The organism is Aminobacter carboxidus (assembly GCF_014863355.1).
In the GTDB taxonomy this organism is placed as follows: domain Bacteria; phylum Pseudomonadota; class Alphaproteobacteria; order Rhizobiales; family Rhizobiaceae; genus Aminobacter; species Aminobacter carboxidus.
Map to the genome: position 1 here is coordinate 124,338 of NZ_JACZEP010000008.1, position 16,004 is coordinate 140,341.

A 16,004-nucleotide genomic window follows, 5' to 3' on the forward strand; every position below is an offset into this window, starting at 1 on the left:
GTTATTACGGTACGAGAAATTACCGCGACGTCCGGTTTTCTCGCCGTGGGGACTTCGAGAAAAGGTTGTAAAGGCCGACTATGAAGGCAGCATATAAGTTTGCGAGCGCCGCGTCCGCGGTGGCTCTATCCGCCGCTCTGGCCATTCCAGGCGCAGTGGCGGTTCAGTTTGTTGCCGTGTCAGCCGCGCAAGCGGCGGTGGTCAACCGGGTCGAAGTGCGCGGCAATCAGCGCGTCGATGCGGATACCGTCCGCAACTACATCACCATCAAGCCCGGCAAGACGTTCTCGAACACCGATATCGACGACGCCGTGAAGGCGCTGTTCGGCAGCGGCCTGTTCTCCGATGTCCGGATCAACCAGGTCGGTTCGACCCTGGTGGTTCAGGTTTCCGAGTACCAGGTCGTCAACAACGTGCTGTTCCAGGGCAACAAGAAGCTCAAGGACGCAGCCCTTGGTGGCGCGGTTCAGCTCAAGCCGCGCGGTGCGTTCTCGCAGGCCACGCTTGAGTCCGACGCCCAGTCGATCAAGGAAGCCTACAAGCGCGTCGGTCGTGACGACGTCACGGTCGGCACCAAGGTCATGGACCTCGGCGAAAACCGCGTGAACGTGGTGTTCGAGATCAACGAAGGCGGCCGCACCAAGATCGCTGCGATCAACTTCGTCGGCAACGACGCTTATGGCGACCGCCGCCTCGCAGACATCATTTCAACCAAGCGCTCGTCTTTCCTGTCGTTCATGCTGCGTGACGACATCTATGACGAAGACCGCCTGCGCGCCGACGAGGAAGCGCTGCGTCGCTTCTACTACAATCATGGCTACGCCGACTTCCAGGTTGTCTCAGCCTTTGGCGAACTCGACGAGGCAACCAACCAGTACACCATCACGATCACCGTTGACGAAGGTCAGCGCTATACGTTCGGTGACGTATCGGTTGAGAGCAGCATCCCCGAGGTCGATGGCGCGAGCCTCCAGCGTCTGGTCGAGACCCGCAAGGGCGACGTCTACAACGCCAAGGACGTCGAAGATTCGATCATCGCGATCACCGAAAACGTCGCTGGTGCTGGTTATGCCTTCGCCAAGGTGACGCCGCGCGGTGACCGCAATTTCGAAACCCGCACGATCTCGGTCGTCTACACGGTCGACCAGGGCGCCAAGGCCTATGTCGAGCGCATCGAAATCCGCGGCAACGAACGCACCCGTGATTTCGTGATCCGTCGCGAGTTCGACGTCTCCGAAGGCGATGCTTTCAATCAGGTGCTGATCCAGCGCGCCAAGAAGCGACTTGAGGCACTGAACTTCTTCGAGCGCGTCGAAGTCTCGACGGCTCCCGGTTCGCAGCCTGACCAGGTTGTGCTGGTTGTCGATCTGGTAGAGAAGTCGACCGGCGAGTTTTCGATCGGCGCCGGCTATTCGACCGGTGGCGACAATGCCGGCCCGTCGGTGGAAGGCTCGATCACCGAGCGCAACTTCCTCGGTCGTGGCCAGTTCATCAAGTTTTCGGCCGGCGGTGGCAAGAATTCGCGTGACTACAGCTTCTCGTTCACCGAGCCATATTTCCTCGGTCGCCGTATCGCTGCCGGTTTCGACGTGTTCCGTCAGACCCGCAAGTATGATCATTACGACAGCGACGTGACCGGAGGTACGATCCGTTTCGGTCTGCCTATCACCAACAATATCTCGACGCAGCTCGCTTACAACATCTCGCAGGAAGAGTATTCGCTTTCTGATGACTGTGTGACTGGTGGTGTCTATGACCCGCTGAAGTGCAATATTTCCCTGGCGATCCGCGACGGTGTCAAGGATAGCCCCTGGATCAAGTCGTCGGTCAGCGGAACGCTGGTCTACAACACCATCGACGACATGAAGAATCCGCGTAACGGCATCTATGCCAACTTCACGACTGAAGTTGCGGGTCTTGGCGGTGATGCGAAGTTCGTCAAGGTCACCGGACGCGCTAGCTACTATCAGACGTTGTCGGAAGAGCTTGATATCGTTGGTCTCGTGTCTGTTGGCGGCGGACATATCATGGGCTTCGGCGACGACGGCCTGCGTGTGTTCGATCAGTTCAAGAGCAACGATCGCATGATCCGTGGCTTCAGATATAACGGTATTGGACCTAGAGACATCGGTACCAACGAGCATCTCGGCGGTACGACCTACTTCAACGCTTCGGCTGAAACGCAGTTTCCCATCCCGGTGGTTCCTGAGAGCTTCGGTCTTCGCGGCGCCTTCTTCGCCGATGCTGCGACGCTTTATGGCAGCAAGGTCAACGGCGTTAACTTCGGAACGTCGACTGACATGGAACTGCGTGCCTCGGTCGGTGTTGGCCTGCTTTGGGCATCGCCATTCGGTCCGCTGCGCATTGACTATGCTGTACCTGTCAAGAAGGTGGACGGCGACGAGACGCAGGAATTCAACTTCGGCATTTCGACCCGCTTCTAATTGCGTGGTACAATTTTTCCGGGCCGTCACGGCCCGGAAACTCTTTGCCCGGCTTGGCTGGAACAGCATTTCATGACGGATCCGGTATTTTTTGTGCCGTCACGCCGCTACTCGGTGGGCGAGGTGGCCGGCCTTACCGGTGCGACGCTCGCCGACCCCAAACATTCTGAAATCGCCATTTCGACCATCGCAGCGGCAAGCAGCGGCGGCGATGGTGCATTGGTGTTTGTCGACGGCAAGCGCAACGCAGCACCGCTCAAGTCGCTGCATGCGGCGGCTGTCTTATGCACGGCGGATGTTGCCGACCTTGTTCCTGACGGTATTGCGATTCTCGTTTCGCCGCGGCCGCAGCAGGCCTTTGCCCGCATCGGCAGGCTGCTTTATCCAGACGCTGAGCGTCCGGTTGGCGTCAGCGGCGAAACCGGCATTTCACCATTCGCCCACATCGATCCGACCGCGCATGTCGAGGCAGGCGCCGTCATTGAGGCTGGCGTTGTGATTGGCCCGAATGCAGCTGTCGGCGCTGGCACGGTGGTGTCGGCCAACGCCGTTATCGGTCGTTCCACCCAGATCGGGCGCGACTGCTATGTCGGCCCGCACAGCTCCATCCAGTATGCACTGGTCGGCAATGGCGTGATCATCCATGCGGGTGCCCGAATAGGCCAGGATGGTTTTGGTTTTGCCGGTGGTGCACGCGGGCCGGAACGCATCCCGCAGATTGGCCGCGTTATCATCCAGGACAATGTCGAGATCGGCGCCAATTCGACGGTCGACCGCGGCGCGATGTCGGACACGATCATTGGCGAAAACACCAAGATCGACAATCTTGTCCAGATCGCCCACAACGTGCGTATTGGCCGCAATTGCGTTATTGCAGGCCTTTCGGGTATTTCGGGCTCGGTCGTCGTTGGCGACAACGTGATGATGGGCGGAGGTGTCGGCTTGGCTGATCACTTGTCGATCGGATCGGGCGCGCAACTGGCAGCGCGCAGCGGTCTGATGCACGACGTGCCTGCAGGCGAAGTCTGGGCAGGCTTTCCTGCGAAACCGATGAAATTGGCAATGCGCGAATTCGCGTTGATCAGAAAAATGGCCATTGGAAAACCAAAGGGGGGTGGGAGCAGTGACTGAGCAGGCTACCAAGACGCTCGAAGCCGTCGATATCCTCGGCCTGCACCAGCTGCTGCCGCATCGCTATCCGTTCCTGCTGATCGATCGCATCGTTGACATCGACGGCGACGATTCTGCTGTCGGCATCAAGAACGTCACGTTCAACGAGCCGCATTTCCAGGGACATTTCCCCGGACATCCGGTCATGCCGGGCGTGCTGATCATCGAGGCCATGGCACAGACGGCGGGCGCTATCTGTCTGCGGCTCATTATCGATGAGACACCGTCGCTGGTGTACCTGATGACGGTCGATGCCGCAAAATTCCGCAAGCCGGTCGTGCCTGGCGACCAGCTCCGCATTCATGTCAAGAAGATCAAGAAGCGCGGCAACATCCTGAAGTTCGCCTGCGATGCGCAAGTCGATGGCGTCACCGTCGCGGAAGCAGAGGTGGCTGCGATGATGGTGCCCAAGGAATAAGCAGCACTCTATGACCGAAACCTTTATCCATCCCGCCGCTGTCGTCGAAGCCGGTGCCCAACTGGGCGCAGGCGTGCGCGTCGGCCCGTTCTGCCATGTCAGTGCCGATGCGGTCATTGGCGACCACGTCGAGCTGATGAGCCATGTCGCGATCATGGGCGCAACGACGCTGGGCGAGGGCTGCACCGTCTTCCCGCAGGCAACCCTGGGCGCGGCACCCCAGAACAACAAGCACAAGGGCGGCCGCACGACGCTCGTGGTTGGCAAGAACTGCACAATCCGCGAAGGCGTGACCATGCATGTCGGCACCGACACCAGCCGCGGCACGACCACCGTCGGCGACAATGGCCTGTTCCTGGCCTACGCCCACATCGCCCATGACTGTATCGTTGGCGACAACGTCACGATGGCCAATGTCGCGACGCTCGGCGGCCATGTCGAAGTCGGCAACAACGTCACGCTTGGCGGCCTGTGCGCCGTCCACCAGATGACGCGTATCGGCCACCATGCCTTTGCTGGTGGCGGCGCGATCATCGATGGCGACGTCATTCCTTACGGTATGGTGATGGGCAACCGCGCCCGGCTGCGTGGGCTCAATGTCATCGGCATGCGGCGCTCCGGCCTGCCGCGCGCCGAGATCTTCGCCTTGCGCAAGGCCTACAAGATGATCTTCGACCCCACCCGGTCGGTGGCCGAGAGCATTCCGCTTGTCGAACGTGAGTTCGTCGGCTCGCCCATCGTGCGCGACGTTCTGGATTTCATCCAGGCGCGTGGCAAGCGTCACTTCACCGTTCCGCCGCTGAGAAACGCCGTCGCCGACGACGCCGCCGATGACGAAGGCTGAGGGCGGAAAAAGGATCAACCTTTCCGCGACTGACCGGGTTGCCGTCGTCGCCGGCAGCGGCCGGCTTCCCGTCAATGTTGCTGACAGCCTTGCCGAGACAGGCCACAAGCCTTTCATCGTTCTGATCGACGGCGAGTCCGATCCCGGCACGAGTCTATGGAACTACGCCGGTGAACGGCTGGCCATCGAGCAGTTCGCCTCGCTCGTGCCGCTGCTCAAGAGCCACAACATCACCCATTGCGTCCTGGCAGGCGGCATCAGCCGCCGCCCGGTGTGGCGGGCTATTCGCCCGAGCGTAGCGCTCCTGCGCGTACTGCCGCGTGCCTTGGCAGCACTTGCACGCGGCGACGACGGCCTGTTGCGTATTCTGGTCGGGACAATCGAGGACAACGGCATCAAGGTGGTTGGCGCGCATCAGGTCGTGCCCGAACTTCTGGCCGTCGAAGGCCGGATCGGCGCGCTGGCGCCTCAACAAGGTGACTGGGCCGACCTTCAAGCCGGCCGGGTGGCTGCCAGAACCATCGGCGCACTTGATATCGGCCAGGCTGCCGTCGCCATCGGCGGACGCGCGATCGCGCTTGAAGGTATCGAGGGCACCGACCTGTTGCTCGAACGTGTGCGCGACCTGCGCAACAACGGCCGCATCGCTGGCCGCAAGCGTGGCGTTCTGGTCAAATGCGCCAAGCCAAACCAGGAACTGCGCGCTGATCTGCCGACGATCGGTCCAGCAACCGTCGATGCGGCGCATGCGGCGGGCCTTGCCGGGATCGGCATCGAGGCCGGACGCTCGCTGGTGCTCGACTATGGCGAGGTTGTCGAACGCGCCGACAGGCTCGGCTTGTTCGTCATCGGCCTGTCTGACGAGGGAAAAGAGCGATGACGCAGCCAGCGCTCAAGATTGCCATTGTCGCTGGCGAGGAGTCCGGCGACCAGCTTGGCGCCGATCTCGTGCAGTCGCTGCAGCGTTTGAGCGGGCGTGAGGTCAGGCTTGTCGGAACCGGCGGCCGGCATTTGCAGGAACTTGGCCTGCAGCCGCTGTTCGATGCCGGCGAGATCGCCTTGATGGGGTTGACGGCGATCATCCGCGACCTGCCGCGCCTGGTCAGGCGGATCGGCCAGACCGCGCGTTTCGTTGCGGCGGAAAAGCCTGATTGCTTGATCACCATCGACAGTCCCGATTTCTCGTTGCGCGTCGCAAAGAAGGTGCGGACCCTCGATCCAACCGTTCCCATCGTCCACTATATCTGTCCGAGCGTCTGGGCCTGGCGGCCGGGGCGCGCCAAGGCGATGAAGCCGCATGTCGACGAGGTGTTGTGCATCCTGCCGTTCGAGCCTGCCGAACTTGCGCGCCTTGGTGGCCCGCACGGCACGTTTGTCGGCCATCGCCTGACAACCGATCCGGGCATCGCCATCGCCGCGGCGATGCAGGAGGGCAAGGCTGCACTGGCCCCTGACCGCGAAAAGACGCTTCTGCTGCTGCCGGGGTCACGCCTTAGCGAAGTGCGCAGCCTGATCGGACCGTTCGGTGAGACTGTTTCGATCCTGCGTGAACGAGGCCATCGTTTGCGCCTGCTCTTGCCGACGGTGCCGCATGTCGCGGGCCTCGTCGAAGAAGCCGTCGCCGACTGGCCGCAAAAGCCCGAGATCATTCTCGACCCGCAGCACAAGTGGCAGGCATTCGGTGAGGCCGATGCCGCGTTGATCGCGTCTGGAACCGTGTCGCTGGAACTCGCGCTCGCCGGCGTGCCGATGCTGTCGTCCTACAAGCTCGACACGCTTGCCCGGATGATCCAGAGGCTGGTCACAGTGTGGAGTGCGGCACTCCCCAACCTGATCGCGGACCGGCCGGTCGTGCAGGAAGCCTACAACGAATATGTGCGTCCGCAATGGATGGCGCGATATGTCGAGGGCCTGTTTGAAGACGGCGGCCTTCGCCATTGGCAAAAGGATGGCTTCGCCGAAATCTTCAGGCGCATGGCGACTGAACGGCCGTCTGGCGAGATTGCCGCCGAAGCGGTTCTCAAACACATCGCGAAATGAAAAAACACCCGCCTTGGCAATGGCCTGGCGGGTGTTTTTCAAGTCGGTTGCTGCCTTTGGCTGCAACACCGCCGCGTGCCTGGCCCGCGGGGGTGCAGTGCTTAGCGCTTGGCGATCGGCACGTAGTCGCGCTCGGTGGCACCGGTGTAGAGCTGGCGCGGACGGCCGATCTTCTGGCGCGGATCCTCGATCATTTCCTTCCACTGCGCGATCCAGCCGACGGTGCGGGCAAGCGCGAACAGCACGGTGAACATGGTGGTGGGGAAGCCCAGCGCCTTCAGCGTGATGCCCGAATAGAAGTCGATGTTCGGGTACAGCTTCTTTTCGATGAAGTACTCGTCGGTCAGCGCGATGCGCTCGAGCTCCATCGCGACGTCGAGCATCGGATCGTCCTTGATGCCGAGCTCGCCGAGAACCTCATGCGTGGTCTTCTGCATGATCTTAGCGCGCGGATCGTAGTTCTTGTAAACGCGGTGGCCGAAGCCCATCAGGCGGAATGGATCGTTCTTGTCCTTGGCGCGGGCAACGAATTCCGGGATGCGGTCGACATGGCCGATCTCGCTGAGCATGTTGAGCGCCGCTTCATTGGCGCCGCCATGTGCAGGGCCCCACAGGCAGGCGATGCCGGCCGCGATGCAGGCGAACGGGTTGGCGCCCGACGAGCCGGCGAGACGCACGGTCGAGGTCGAGGCGTTCTGCTCGTGGTCGGCGTGCAGGATGAAGATGCGCTCCATGGCGCGCGCCAGCACCGGGTTGACCTTGTATTCCTCGCACGGCACGGCAAAGCACATGTGCAGGAAGTTGGCAGCGAAGTTCAACTCGTTCTTGGGGTAAATGAACGGCTGGCCGATGTGGTACTTGTAGGCCATCGCAGCGATCGTCGGCATCTTGGCGATCAGGCGGATCGAGGCGACCATGCGCTGATGCGGGTCGGAGATGTCGGTCGAGTCGTGGTAGAAGGCCGACAGCGCGCCGACCACGCCGCACATCACCGCCATCGGGTGCGCGTCGCGGCGGAAGCCGGTGAAGAAGCGCGACATCTGCTCATGCACCATGGTGTGGCGCGTGACGCGATAATCGAAGTCGTCCTTCTGCGCCTTGGTCGGCAGTTCGCCGTAGAGCAAGAGGTAGCAGACTTCGAGGAAGTCGCCGTGCTCGGCGAGTTGGTCGATCGGATAGCCGCGGTGCAGCAAGACACCAGCGTCGCCGTCGATGAAGGTGATTTCCGATTCGCAGCTTGCGGTCGACGTGAAGCCCGGGTCGTAGGTGAAGGCGCCCGTTGTGGCGTAGAGCGATGCGATGTCGATCACATCCGGTCCGACCGTTCCGCCGCGGACCTTGAACTCGTGGGTCTGGCCGCGGAACTCCAGTTTGGCGGTCGAATCAGTCATCGCATACTCCTTAGTGCTGAGTTGCCGCCTTGCGCGGCGCAATCGTCATAACAAGGCAACCCATTAGGCCCGGAACGCTTGAACTCGCTTCCCAGCTTTCCCGCTGCTTTCAAATTGACCTGTTGCCGCAATGTTGCACCGCAACAGCCTCATTTCAATGCAAAACTAGGAAAGCACTGCTGACCTAATCGATTTGATCAAAAATGCGGGCTAGACTTTCGTCGCGTCCTAGAACGGCCAGGACATCGAACACCCCAGGCGAGGTGCTTTTGCCCGTCAATGCAGCCCGCAAGGGCTGGGCAACACCGCCCAATTTCAGGTTTTCTCCAACCGCAAATTCGCGGATCGCGGCTTCTGCGTTGGCTGCATTCCAGTCGCCGGCAGCAACCGTTGCAAGTGCCGCGTGCGCACCCCTGAGGATATCCTTGGCCGGGCCGGCGAGCAGGCCGGTCGCCTTCTCGTCGAGCGGCAGCGGACGCTGGGCAAACAGGAAGCCCGCACCTTCGGCCAGTTCGATCAGCGTCTTGGCGCGCTCCTTGAGGCCCGGCATGGCGGCAAGCAGCTGCGCCTTGCGCGTGTCGTCAAGCCCGCCGAGGATGGCATCGCCGCCGGGCAGATAGGGCAAGGTGGCAACGAAGATGTCGAACAGCTTGCGATCGTCCATCTGGCGCATGTGGACGCCGTTCAGCGCCTCGAGCTTGGCGAAGTCGAAGCGCGCAGCACCCTTGTTGACGTCCTCGATCTCGAACCAGCCGATCATGTCGTCGATGCTCATCACCTCGTCGTCGCCATGGCTCCAGCCGAGGCGTGCGAGGTAGTTGAGCAGCGCCTCGGGCAGGTAGCCCATGGCGCGATAGGCATCGACGCCGAGCGCGCCGTGGCGCTTGGACAGCTTGGCGCCATCCGCGCCGTGAATCAGTGGGATGTGGGCCATGACCGGCACGTCCCAGCCCATGGCAGTGTAGATGACAGTCTGGCGTGCGGCGTTGGTCAGGTGGTCGTCGCCACGGATGATGTGGGTGACGCCCATGTCATGGTCGTCGACGACAACCGCATGCATGTAGGTCGGCACTCCGTCCGAACGCAGGATGATGAAATCGTCGAGATCCTTGTTGGGAAAGCGCACATCGCCCTGCACACGGTCGAGCACCAGCGTCTCGCCGTCCTGCGGCGCCTTGATGCGGATGACCGGCTTGACGCCTGCAGGCGCCTCCGACGGATCGCGGTCGCGCCAGCGGCCGTCATAGCGCGGCGGCTTGCCTTCGGCGCGGGCCTTCTCGCGCATCTCGGTCAGCTCTTCCTGCGAGGCATAGCAATAATAGGCCTTGCCCATACGAACCAGTTCTTCGGCCACTTCGCGATGGCGCTGGGCGCGCTCGAACTGCGAGATCGGCTCGCCTTCCCAGGTCAGGCCAAGCCAGGTGAGGCCCTCGAGGATCGCGGCAGTTGCGGCATCGGTCGAGCGCTCGCGGTCGGTGTCTTCGATACGCAGCAGCATGGTACCGCCGGTGTGACGGGAATAGAGCCAGTTGAACAAAGCGGTACGCGCGCCACCAATGTGCAGATAGCCGGTGGGCGAGGGGGCGAAGCGGGTGACGACAGACATGGCGATTTCCAAGGGAGGCAGGGCGCGCTTGGGCGATAGCCGGCGGCGCATGGCGTTTGTGTGGGGTTGATGTAGCATAGAAGGTCTGGGGCGCAAGGGGCAGGCCCATGGGCGACCGCGTGCGGGAGGGGCAGGCCGGTAACAATCCGGTGGTCGAGGCGAGCGAGCGCGACTTGCTGGCCGGTTCAGTTGCGCATGATGTCGCGTGGGTACAGCCTGTGGCGCCTGACACGGGTGTGGCCATTGCTACCGGCAAGGTGCAGTTGCAGTCTTGGAACTCGTCCTGGCTGCGGCGAAAATCCTCGTTGCTGGCTGGCCAGCAGATCAACGCGCGATCCGCACTGGCTGCGATCGAAATGGAACTCGACCGCGGTGTCGCGTTCCTGCTTCTCCCGGTTTTTCTGGCCCTTGGTGCGTTGGTGTATTTTGCGCTTCCGGCCGAGCCGGATTTCGCGCCGCTTCTCGTGGCGTTTATACTTCCAGCCGTGCTGGCCTTCATCACCCGCGGACAACGGCTCCTCCACTACGCGCTCGCCTCATTTGCTGCCTGCATGCTCGGCATGGCCGTGGCAAAATTCGAAACCGATCGCGTGGCGACGAAGATGCTGGGCGCCGAAATATCGACCGCCCTTACCGGACGCGTCGCCGGAATCGATCATCTGGACAACGGCCGGGTACGGCTGACGCTCGACGTTCTGGCGACTACGCGGCCCGTCTTGCGTTATGCGCCGGAGCGGGTGCGGCTCACCGCACGCAAGCTTCCCGAAGGCGTTATGGCGGGGTCTGAGGTGACGGGGTATGCCAGGCTCATGCCGCCGTCGGGGCCGGTGCGGCCGGGAAGCTACGATTTTTCCTTCGAAAGCTACTTTGACGGCATCGGCGCCAGCGGCTTCTTCATGAAGGGGCCGGAGCTTACTGCCTCGACACAGCCACTGTCAGCCCGTGACCGTGCTTCTGCTTCGATCGAGAACGCGCGTGAAGAGATTGCCCAGCGCGTTCGCGGCCGCTTGGGCGGGCCGGAGGGCGAGATCGCGGCAGCCCTGGTTGTCGGCGTGCGCGGCGGCATCCCGGAGGACGTCAACGAGGCGCTGCGGCGTACCGGGCTTTATCACATCATCTCCATCTCAGGCCTGCACATGGCGATGGTCGCAGGCACCGTCATGCTATTGATGCGTTTTTTCTTCGCGGCCTTTCCCGCCTTCGCCTCGTGCCGGCCGGTGAAGAAATATGCGGCAGGTGCGGCACTGGTCGCCACCAGCGGCTATCTGTTTATCTCAGGCGCCGAGGTCGCGGCACAGCGCAGTTTCATCATGCTGGCGGTGATGCTGACGGCCGTGCTGTTCGACCGCGCGGCACTTACCATGCGCAACCTGGCGATCTCGGCCATCGTCATCATCCTGATTTCACCGCATGAGGTCGTCGGGCCCAGCTTCCAGATGTCGTTCGCTGCCACGGCCGCGCTTGTCGGTGCTTATGCCTGGTGGTCAGACAGGCGGGAAGAGCAAGTGCTGCGGGTCGGGCAAAGGTCGCTGCCATCGAAGCTCTGGCGCTGGCTTGCCACGGTGGCAGTCGGGCTCGTCGCAACCTCGGTGATTGCCGGGCTGGCAACCAGCGTCCTCGGCGCCTGGCATTTTCAACGCGTCTCGCCGCTCAGCCTGTTCGCCAATCTGGCCGTGATGCCGCTGGTTTCGGTTCTGGTGATGCCGTTTGCAGTCATGGCAGGCATCTTCATGCCTCTCGGACTCGACGGCATTTTTCTCGACACGATGGGCATCGGCCTGAAGGCGATGATTAGCGTCGCCACCTGGTTCTCGGAGCGTTCGCCGCTCGATGCGGTCGGCCTGGTCTCGCCGCATGCCGTGCTGTTGCTCACCACCGCACTGATCATTGCATCGACGGCAACGACCTGGCTGCGCGCCGCGGCACTGCCCTTCGCGGCTCTTGGATTGCTGATGGTTGTGGAAACGGAAACACCCGACGTTCTTGTCTCCGAAGACGGCCGCCTCGTGGGCGTGCCGTTGGCCGACGATAAGCTCGCCATCAACCGCGCCCGGCCGAACCAGTTCACCATCGACAACTGGCAGCGCGCGCTGGTGTCTGAAACGGTCGTCAGTCCGGCACGCATGCCCGCAAATGGCAGGGCTGGCGCCGGAAACTCAACCAAAGCACCCCGTGGACAAATAACCGGAGACGCAGATGTCTCCGACGTGGCTTCCTTCGTTTGCGGCGATGGGCTGTGCACCGTTGAAGAGCCGGACGGCGCGCGGATCGTTCATGCAGCGAACGCCGCAGCCGCCGGGCGCGCCTGCGCAAGCGCCGACCTCATCGTGGTCGACGATGCCACGACGAAAGATATCTGCTCGGACGTGACCGTCCTTACCAAGCGCGAGCTAGCTCGCCTTGGTAGTGCGGCGATATTCATCAAGCCGGCGACAGCATCCGGAGGCCGTAAAGTCGACATTCGCCACGCTGTGGCCGAGCCATACCGCCCATGGCACGCCCAACGTCAGTACTCACGCGAGGCGAGGGGACTGCCGCCCTACAAGCGGACCGAAAGGCGTCCAAAGGTGCCGGCGGCGGCAACCACCGCGCAACAGAAGGCGTCGACAACCGCCGCTCCGGCGCAGTTGCCAGGAACGGCACGATAGCCCCAAGTGCAGATCAGTCAGGCTGCTGCTTGCCGGATTGTGGTAGGCACAATGAACAGGTCGAGGCCACAGTCAAAACCGCATTTTCTAGCCAGCTGTCCGCAGCCTCAGAAAATCAGTAGCGGCGGATCAGCCCGACCAGCTTGCCCTGTACCTTGACTCGGTCAGGCCCGAAAATGCGGGTCTCGTAGGCGGGATTGGCAGCTTCGAGCGCGATCGAGGCGCCCTTGCGGCGGAAGCGCTTGAGCGTAGCTTCCTCGTCGTCTACGAGCGCAACGATGATCTCGCCGGGATTGGCCGTGGTCGAACTGCGAATGACGACTGTGTCGCCGTCGAAGATACCGGCCTCGATCATCGAGTCGCCCTTCACTTCGAGCGCGTAGTGCTCGCCGCCCATGATCATATCTGGCGGAACCGCAATCGAATGCGTCTTGTGCTGGATGGCGTCGATCGGCACACCCGCTGCGATACGTCCCATGACCGGAATGGTGATGGCCGAACCGGCATCGTCGTCATTGCCGGCCGACATCGAACGCGAAGGCTCGGGTTTGCGGCCAAGGCTGCCCTCGATGACGCTGGGCGAGAATTTTCGCGCCGCGTTGAGGCCGGGCGCAATGGAATCGGGCAGGCGCAACACTTCGAGCGCCCGGGCACGATTGGGTAGGCGCCTGATGAAACCACGTTCCTCGAGCGCCGTGATCAGGCGATGGATGCCGGACTTGGAGGCGAGGTCGAGGGCTTCCTTCATCTCGTCGAAGGATGGCGGAATGCCAGCTTCCTTCAGTCGCTCGTGGATGAATAGCAAAAGCTCGTGTTGTTTGCGCGTCAGCATCGCCACCCCCGAGGAATCAGAAGAAAAACAAACCCAGAACAAACACTATATGTTCCAGTTGTGTTCCGCAACTGTTGATATTTCGTAAAGGCAGAAGGCCGGTTCTCAGCGTAGCATCATGACCTGGCAGCTGCTGCCGGCTTCGACAGCCGGTGCGAAGGGCGCGCGGACGATGGCGCAGTTGGCGTCGGCCAACGTGCGCAGCATCGAGGAGTCCTGGATCAAATAGGGCGTAACGATCAGACCCTCTGATGTCTCGCGCGCAATGGCGCGGACGAAATCCTGGCGCAGGTCATTGGCCGCCATCGCCGTGTCGAGAACGCCGCTGCGGATGTCGGGCGCATAGGAACGTCCGCCGAGCTTCGCCAGCAGGGGCTTCAGGAAGATCTGCGAGCAGATCAGGCTGGCGACCGGGTTGCCTGGCAGGCCGACACAGCGGCTGGCACCAAGCCGCCCGAACATCAGCGGCTTGCCGGGACGCATCGCGATCTTCCAGAAGTCGAGGCTCATGCCGAGATCGGTCAGGACGCGGTGAACGAGGTCGTGGTCGCCAACCGATGCGCCGCCCAGAGTGACGATGACGTCGGCGTCCGCGGCGAGCGCCTTGGCAACCAGTGCGGAGATTGCATCGGTGCGGTCGGCGGCGATGCCGAGATCGAGGACACGCGCGCCGACCGACTGGACGATCGCGCCGACACCGTAGGCGTTGGAGGCAATGATCTGGTCGGGACCAGGATTGCTGCCTGGCGGCAACAATTCGTCGCCGGTGGCGATGATCGCGACCAAAGGCGCCCGCACCACTTCGACGCTGGGATGATTGGCTGCAGCGACGAGAGAGAGCCCGGCGGGGTCGAGCACGCGCCCGGTGTCCAGAATGAGGTCGCCCTGCTTGAAGTCGAGGCCCCTGGCACGAATGTTGCGGCCGGCGGCGGTCGGCTCGATCACCTCGATCTCGCCATTACCGAGATCGTTCACGTTTTCCTGGATGACGACGGTGTCGGCGCCTGCGGGCACCGGTGCGCCGGTGAAGATGCGCACCGTCTGGCCTTGCGCCACGGTTCCGGTGAATTGCTTGCCTGCCGGGGCTTCTCCAATGACCGTCAGTCGCGCCGGGAGCGCTGCGATGTCGGCGACGCGCACGGCATAACCGTCCATCGCCGAAGCGTCGAAGGGAGGCTGTGTTCGCAAGGCGTGCAAAGGCGCTGCCAGAACGCGTCCCGAAGCCTGGCCAAGGCCAACGGTTTCCGTACCGCGCGGATCAGCGCCGTCGAGCAGGCGCGCCAAAGCGTCGGCGACGGGCAGCAGCGCCATCTAGTCGGCTGCCTTGTAGTCGCCCGACTTGCCGCCAGTCTTCTCGACCAGCCTGATGCCGGAAATCACCATGCCGCGATCGGCGGCCTTGGCCATGTCATAGATGGTCAGACAAGCGACTGAGGCCGCCGTCAGCGCCTCCATCTCGACGCCGGTCTTGCCGGTAACGCGTGCCAGCGCTGTCACCCGCAGGCCGGGCAAGGCATCGTCCGGTTCGATCTCGACCGAAACCTTGGTCAGCAGGATCGGATGGCACAGCGGCACGAGTTCATGCGTTCGCTTGGCGGCCATGATGCCGGCGATGCGGGCGGTGCCGAGCACGTCGCCCTTCTTGGCGTTGCCCGACAGGATCAGTGCCAGCGTTTCCGGGCGCATGGTGACATGGCCTTCGGCGATCGCCGTGCGCGTGGTCTCGGCCTTGTCGCCGACATCGACCATGTTGGCTTCACCGGTTGTGCCGATATGGGTGAGGATGCTTGCCATGTCAGACGCTTGCAGCCTGGGGCGCGCCGTCGAGCAGCGCGCGAGTGGCCGCGGCCACGTCGGCCTGCCGCATCAGGCTTTCGCCGACGAGGAAGCTGGAGATGCCGGATTTTTGCAGGCGCAGGCAATCGGCATGGGTGAAAATGCCGCTTTCGCCGACTAGCAGCCGATCGGCCGGAACCATCGGCGCCAGACGCTCCGATGTGTCGAGACTGACCTCGAAGCTGCGCAGGTTGCGGTTGTTGATACCGAGCAAGCGCGACGAAAGCTTGAGTGCGCGCTCGGTCTCTTCTTCGTCATGCACCTCGACGAGCACGTCCATGCCGAGTTCGAAGGCCGAATCCTCGAGCCGCTTGGCGTCGTCGTCGCTGAGGCTGGCCATGATGATCAGGATTGCGTCGGCGCCCCAGGCACGTGCCTCCTGCACCTGGTAGGGCTCGAACATGAAGTCCTTGCGCAGCGCGGGCAAGGCGCAGGCGTCACGCGCGGCAGTCAGGAACTCAGGCGCGCCCTGGAAGGACGGCGTGTCGGTCAGCACTGACAGGCAGGCAGCGCCGCCGTCGGCATAGGCCTTGGCGAGTGCCGGCGGATCGAAATCGGGGCGGATGAGACCCTTGGAGGGGCTCGCCTTCTTGATCTCGGCAATGAGGCCGAAGCGGTTGTCGCTGAGCCTTGCCTCAAGTGCCGACAGGAAGCCGCGTGGCTTCGAGGCGTCGCGGGCGCGCGCCTTGAGTTCGGAGAGCGGCACGGCAGCCTTCGCAGCGGCGATCTCGTCGCGTTTGTAGGCTTCGATGCGGCGCAGGATGTCGGCCATGTC

At 62.8% G+C, this 16,004-nt stretch carries 13 protein-coding genes; 7 read left to right on the forward strand and 6 right to left on the reverse strand.

Translation table 11 applies throughout. The features are described from left to right. The first annotated feature begins 80 nt into the window (after nt 1-80). From bamA to lpxB, 6 genes are all read left to right on the forward strand, one after another. Nucleotides 81-2,444: an outer membrane protein assembly factor BamA gene (bamA, locus tag IHE39_RS22785; protein ID WP_192568062.1), complete on the forward strand. Its 2,364-nt coding sequence runs from the start codon at nt 81-83 to the stop codon at nt 2,442-2,444. A 72-nt stretch (nt 2,445-2,516) separates the two neighbouring features. Beyond that, entirely contained in the window at nt 2,517-3,575 is a 1,059-nt protein-coding gene (gene lpxD, locus IHE39_RS22790; protein WP_192568063.1) for a UDP-3-O-(3-hydroxymyristoyl)glucosamine N-acyltransferase, read from the forward strand. Then, entirely contained in the window at nt 3,568-4,032 is a 465-nt protein-coding gene (gene fabZ / locus IHE39_RS22795) for a 3-hydroxyacyl-ACP dehydratase FabZ (protein ID WP_184767619.1), read from the forward strand. Before lpxD ends, fabZ begins: the two co-directional genes overlap by 8 nt. Nucleotides 4,033-4,042: 10 nt before the next feature. Continuing rightward, nucleotides 4,043-4,876: an acyl-ACP--UDP-N-acetylglucosamine O-acyltransferase gene (lpxA, locus tag IHE39_RS22800; RefSeq protein WP_192568064.1), complete on the forward strand. Its 834-nt coding sequence runs from the start codon at nt 4,043-4,045 to the stop codon at nt 4,874-4,876. Further along, complete coding sequence (locus tag IHE39_RS22805) at nt 4,863-5,756, forward strand: LpxI family protein (RefSeq protein WP_192568065.1); 894 nt, start codon at nt 4,863-4,865, stop codon at nt 5,754-5,756. The genes lpxA and IHE39_RS22805 overlap by 14 nt, the downstream gene beginning before the upstream one ends. Further along, a complete protein-coding gene (lpxB, locus tag IHE39_RS22810) occupies nt 5,753-6,916 on the forward strand; it encodes a lipid-A-disaccharide synthase (protein WP_192568066.1) in 1,164 nt (387 codons plus the stop codon). The genes IHE39_RS22805 and lpxB overlap by 4 nt, the downstream gene beginning before the upstream one ends. Before the next feature lie 101 nt (nt 6,917-7,017). Here lpxB and gltA read toward each other — a convergent pair whose 3' ends face one another. Further along, complete coding sequence (gltA, locus tag IHE39_RS22815; RefSeq protein ID WP_067962369.1) at nt 7,018-8,307, reverse strand: citrate synthase; 1,290 nt, start codon at nt 8,305-8,307, stop codon at nt 7,018-7,020. A 184-nt stretch (nt 8,308-8,491) separates the two neighbouring features. Continuing rightward, nucleotides 8,492-9,919, reverse strand: coding sequence for a glutamate--tRNA ligase (gene gltX, locus IHE39_RS22820; RefSeq protein WP_192568085.1), 1,428 nt, complete (start codon nt 9,917-9,919; stop codon nt 8,492-8,494). Nucleotides 9,920-10,020: 101 nt separating this feature from the next. Between gltX and IHE39_RS22825 the strand changes: the two genes are divergently transcribed. Further along, nucleotides 10,021-12,561 (forward strand): ComEC/Rec2 family competence protein, encoded by a 2,541-nt coding sequence (locus IHE39_RS22825; RefSeq protein WP_192568067.1) that lies wholly within the window; start codon nt 10,021-10,023, stop codon nt 12,559-12,561. Nucleotides 12,562-12,676: 115 nt separating this feature from the next. Here the strand turns inward: IHE39_RS22825 and lexA are convergent, their stop codons facing one another. From lexA to trpC, 4 genes are all read right to left on the reverse strand, one after another. After that, nucleotides 12,677-13,393: a transcriptional repressor LexA gene (lexA, locus tag IHE39_RS22830; protein ID WP_184767624.1), complete on the reverse strand. Its 717-nt coding sequence runs from the start codon at nt 13,391-13,393 to the stop codon at nt 12,677-12,679. A gap of 105 nt (nt 13,394-13,498) precedes the next feature. Continuing rightward, a complete protein-coding gene (locus IHE39_RS22835) occupies nt 13,499-14,704 on the reverse strand; it encodes a molybdopterin molybdotransferase MoeA (RefSeq protein WP_192568068.1) in 1,206 nt (401 codons plus the stop codon). Beyond that, nucleotides 14,705-15,187: a cyclic pyranopterin monophosphate synthase MoaC gene (gene moaC / locus IHE39_RS22840; RefSeq protein ID WP_192568069.1), complete on the reverse strand. Its 483-nt coding sequence runs from the start codon at nt 15,185-15,187 to the stop codon at nt 14,705-14,707. A gap of 1 nt (nt 15,188) precedes the next feature. Then, complete coding sequence (trpC, locus tag IHE39_RS22845) at nt 15,189-16,001, reverse strand: indole-3-glycerol phosphate synthase TrpC (RefSeq protein WP_192568070.1); 813 nt, start codon at nt 15,999-16,001, stop codon at nt 15,189-15,191. Nucleotides 16,002-16,004 lie beyond the last annotated feature (3 nt).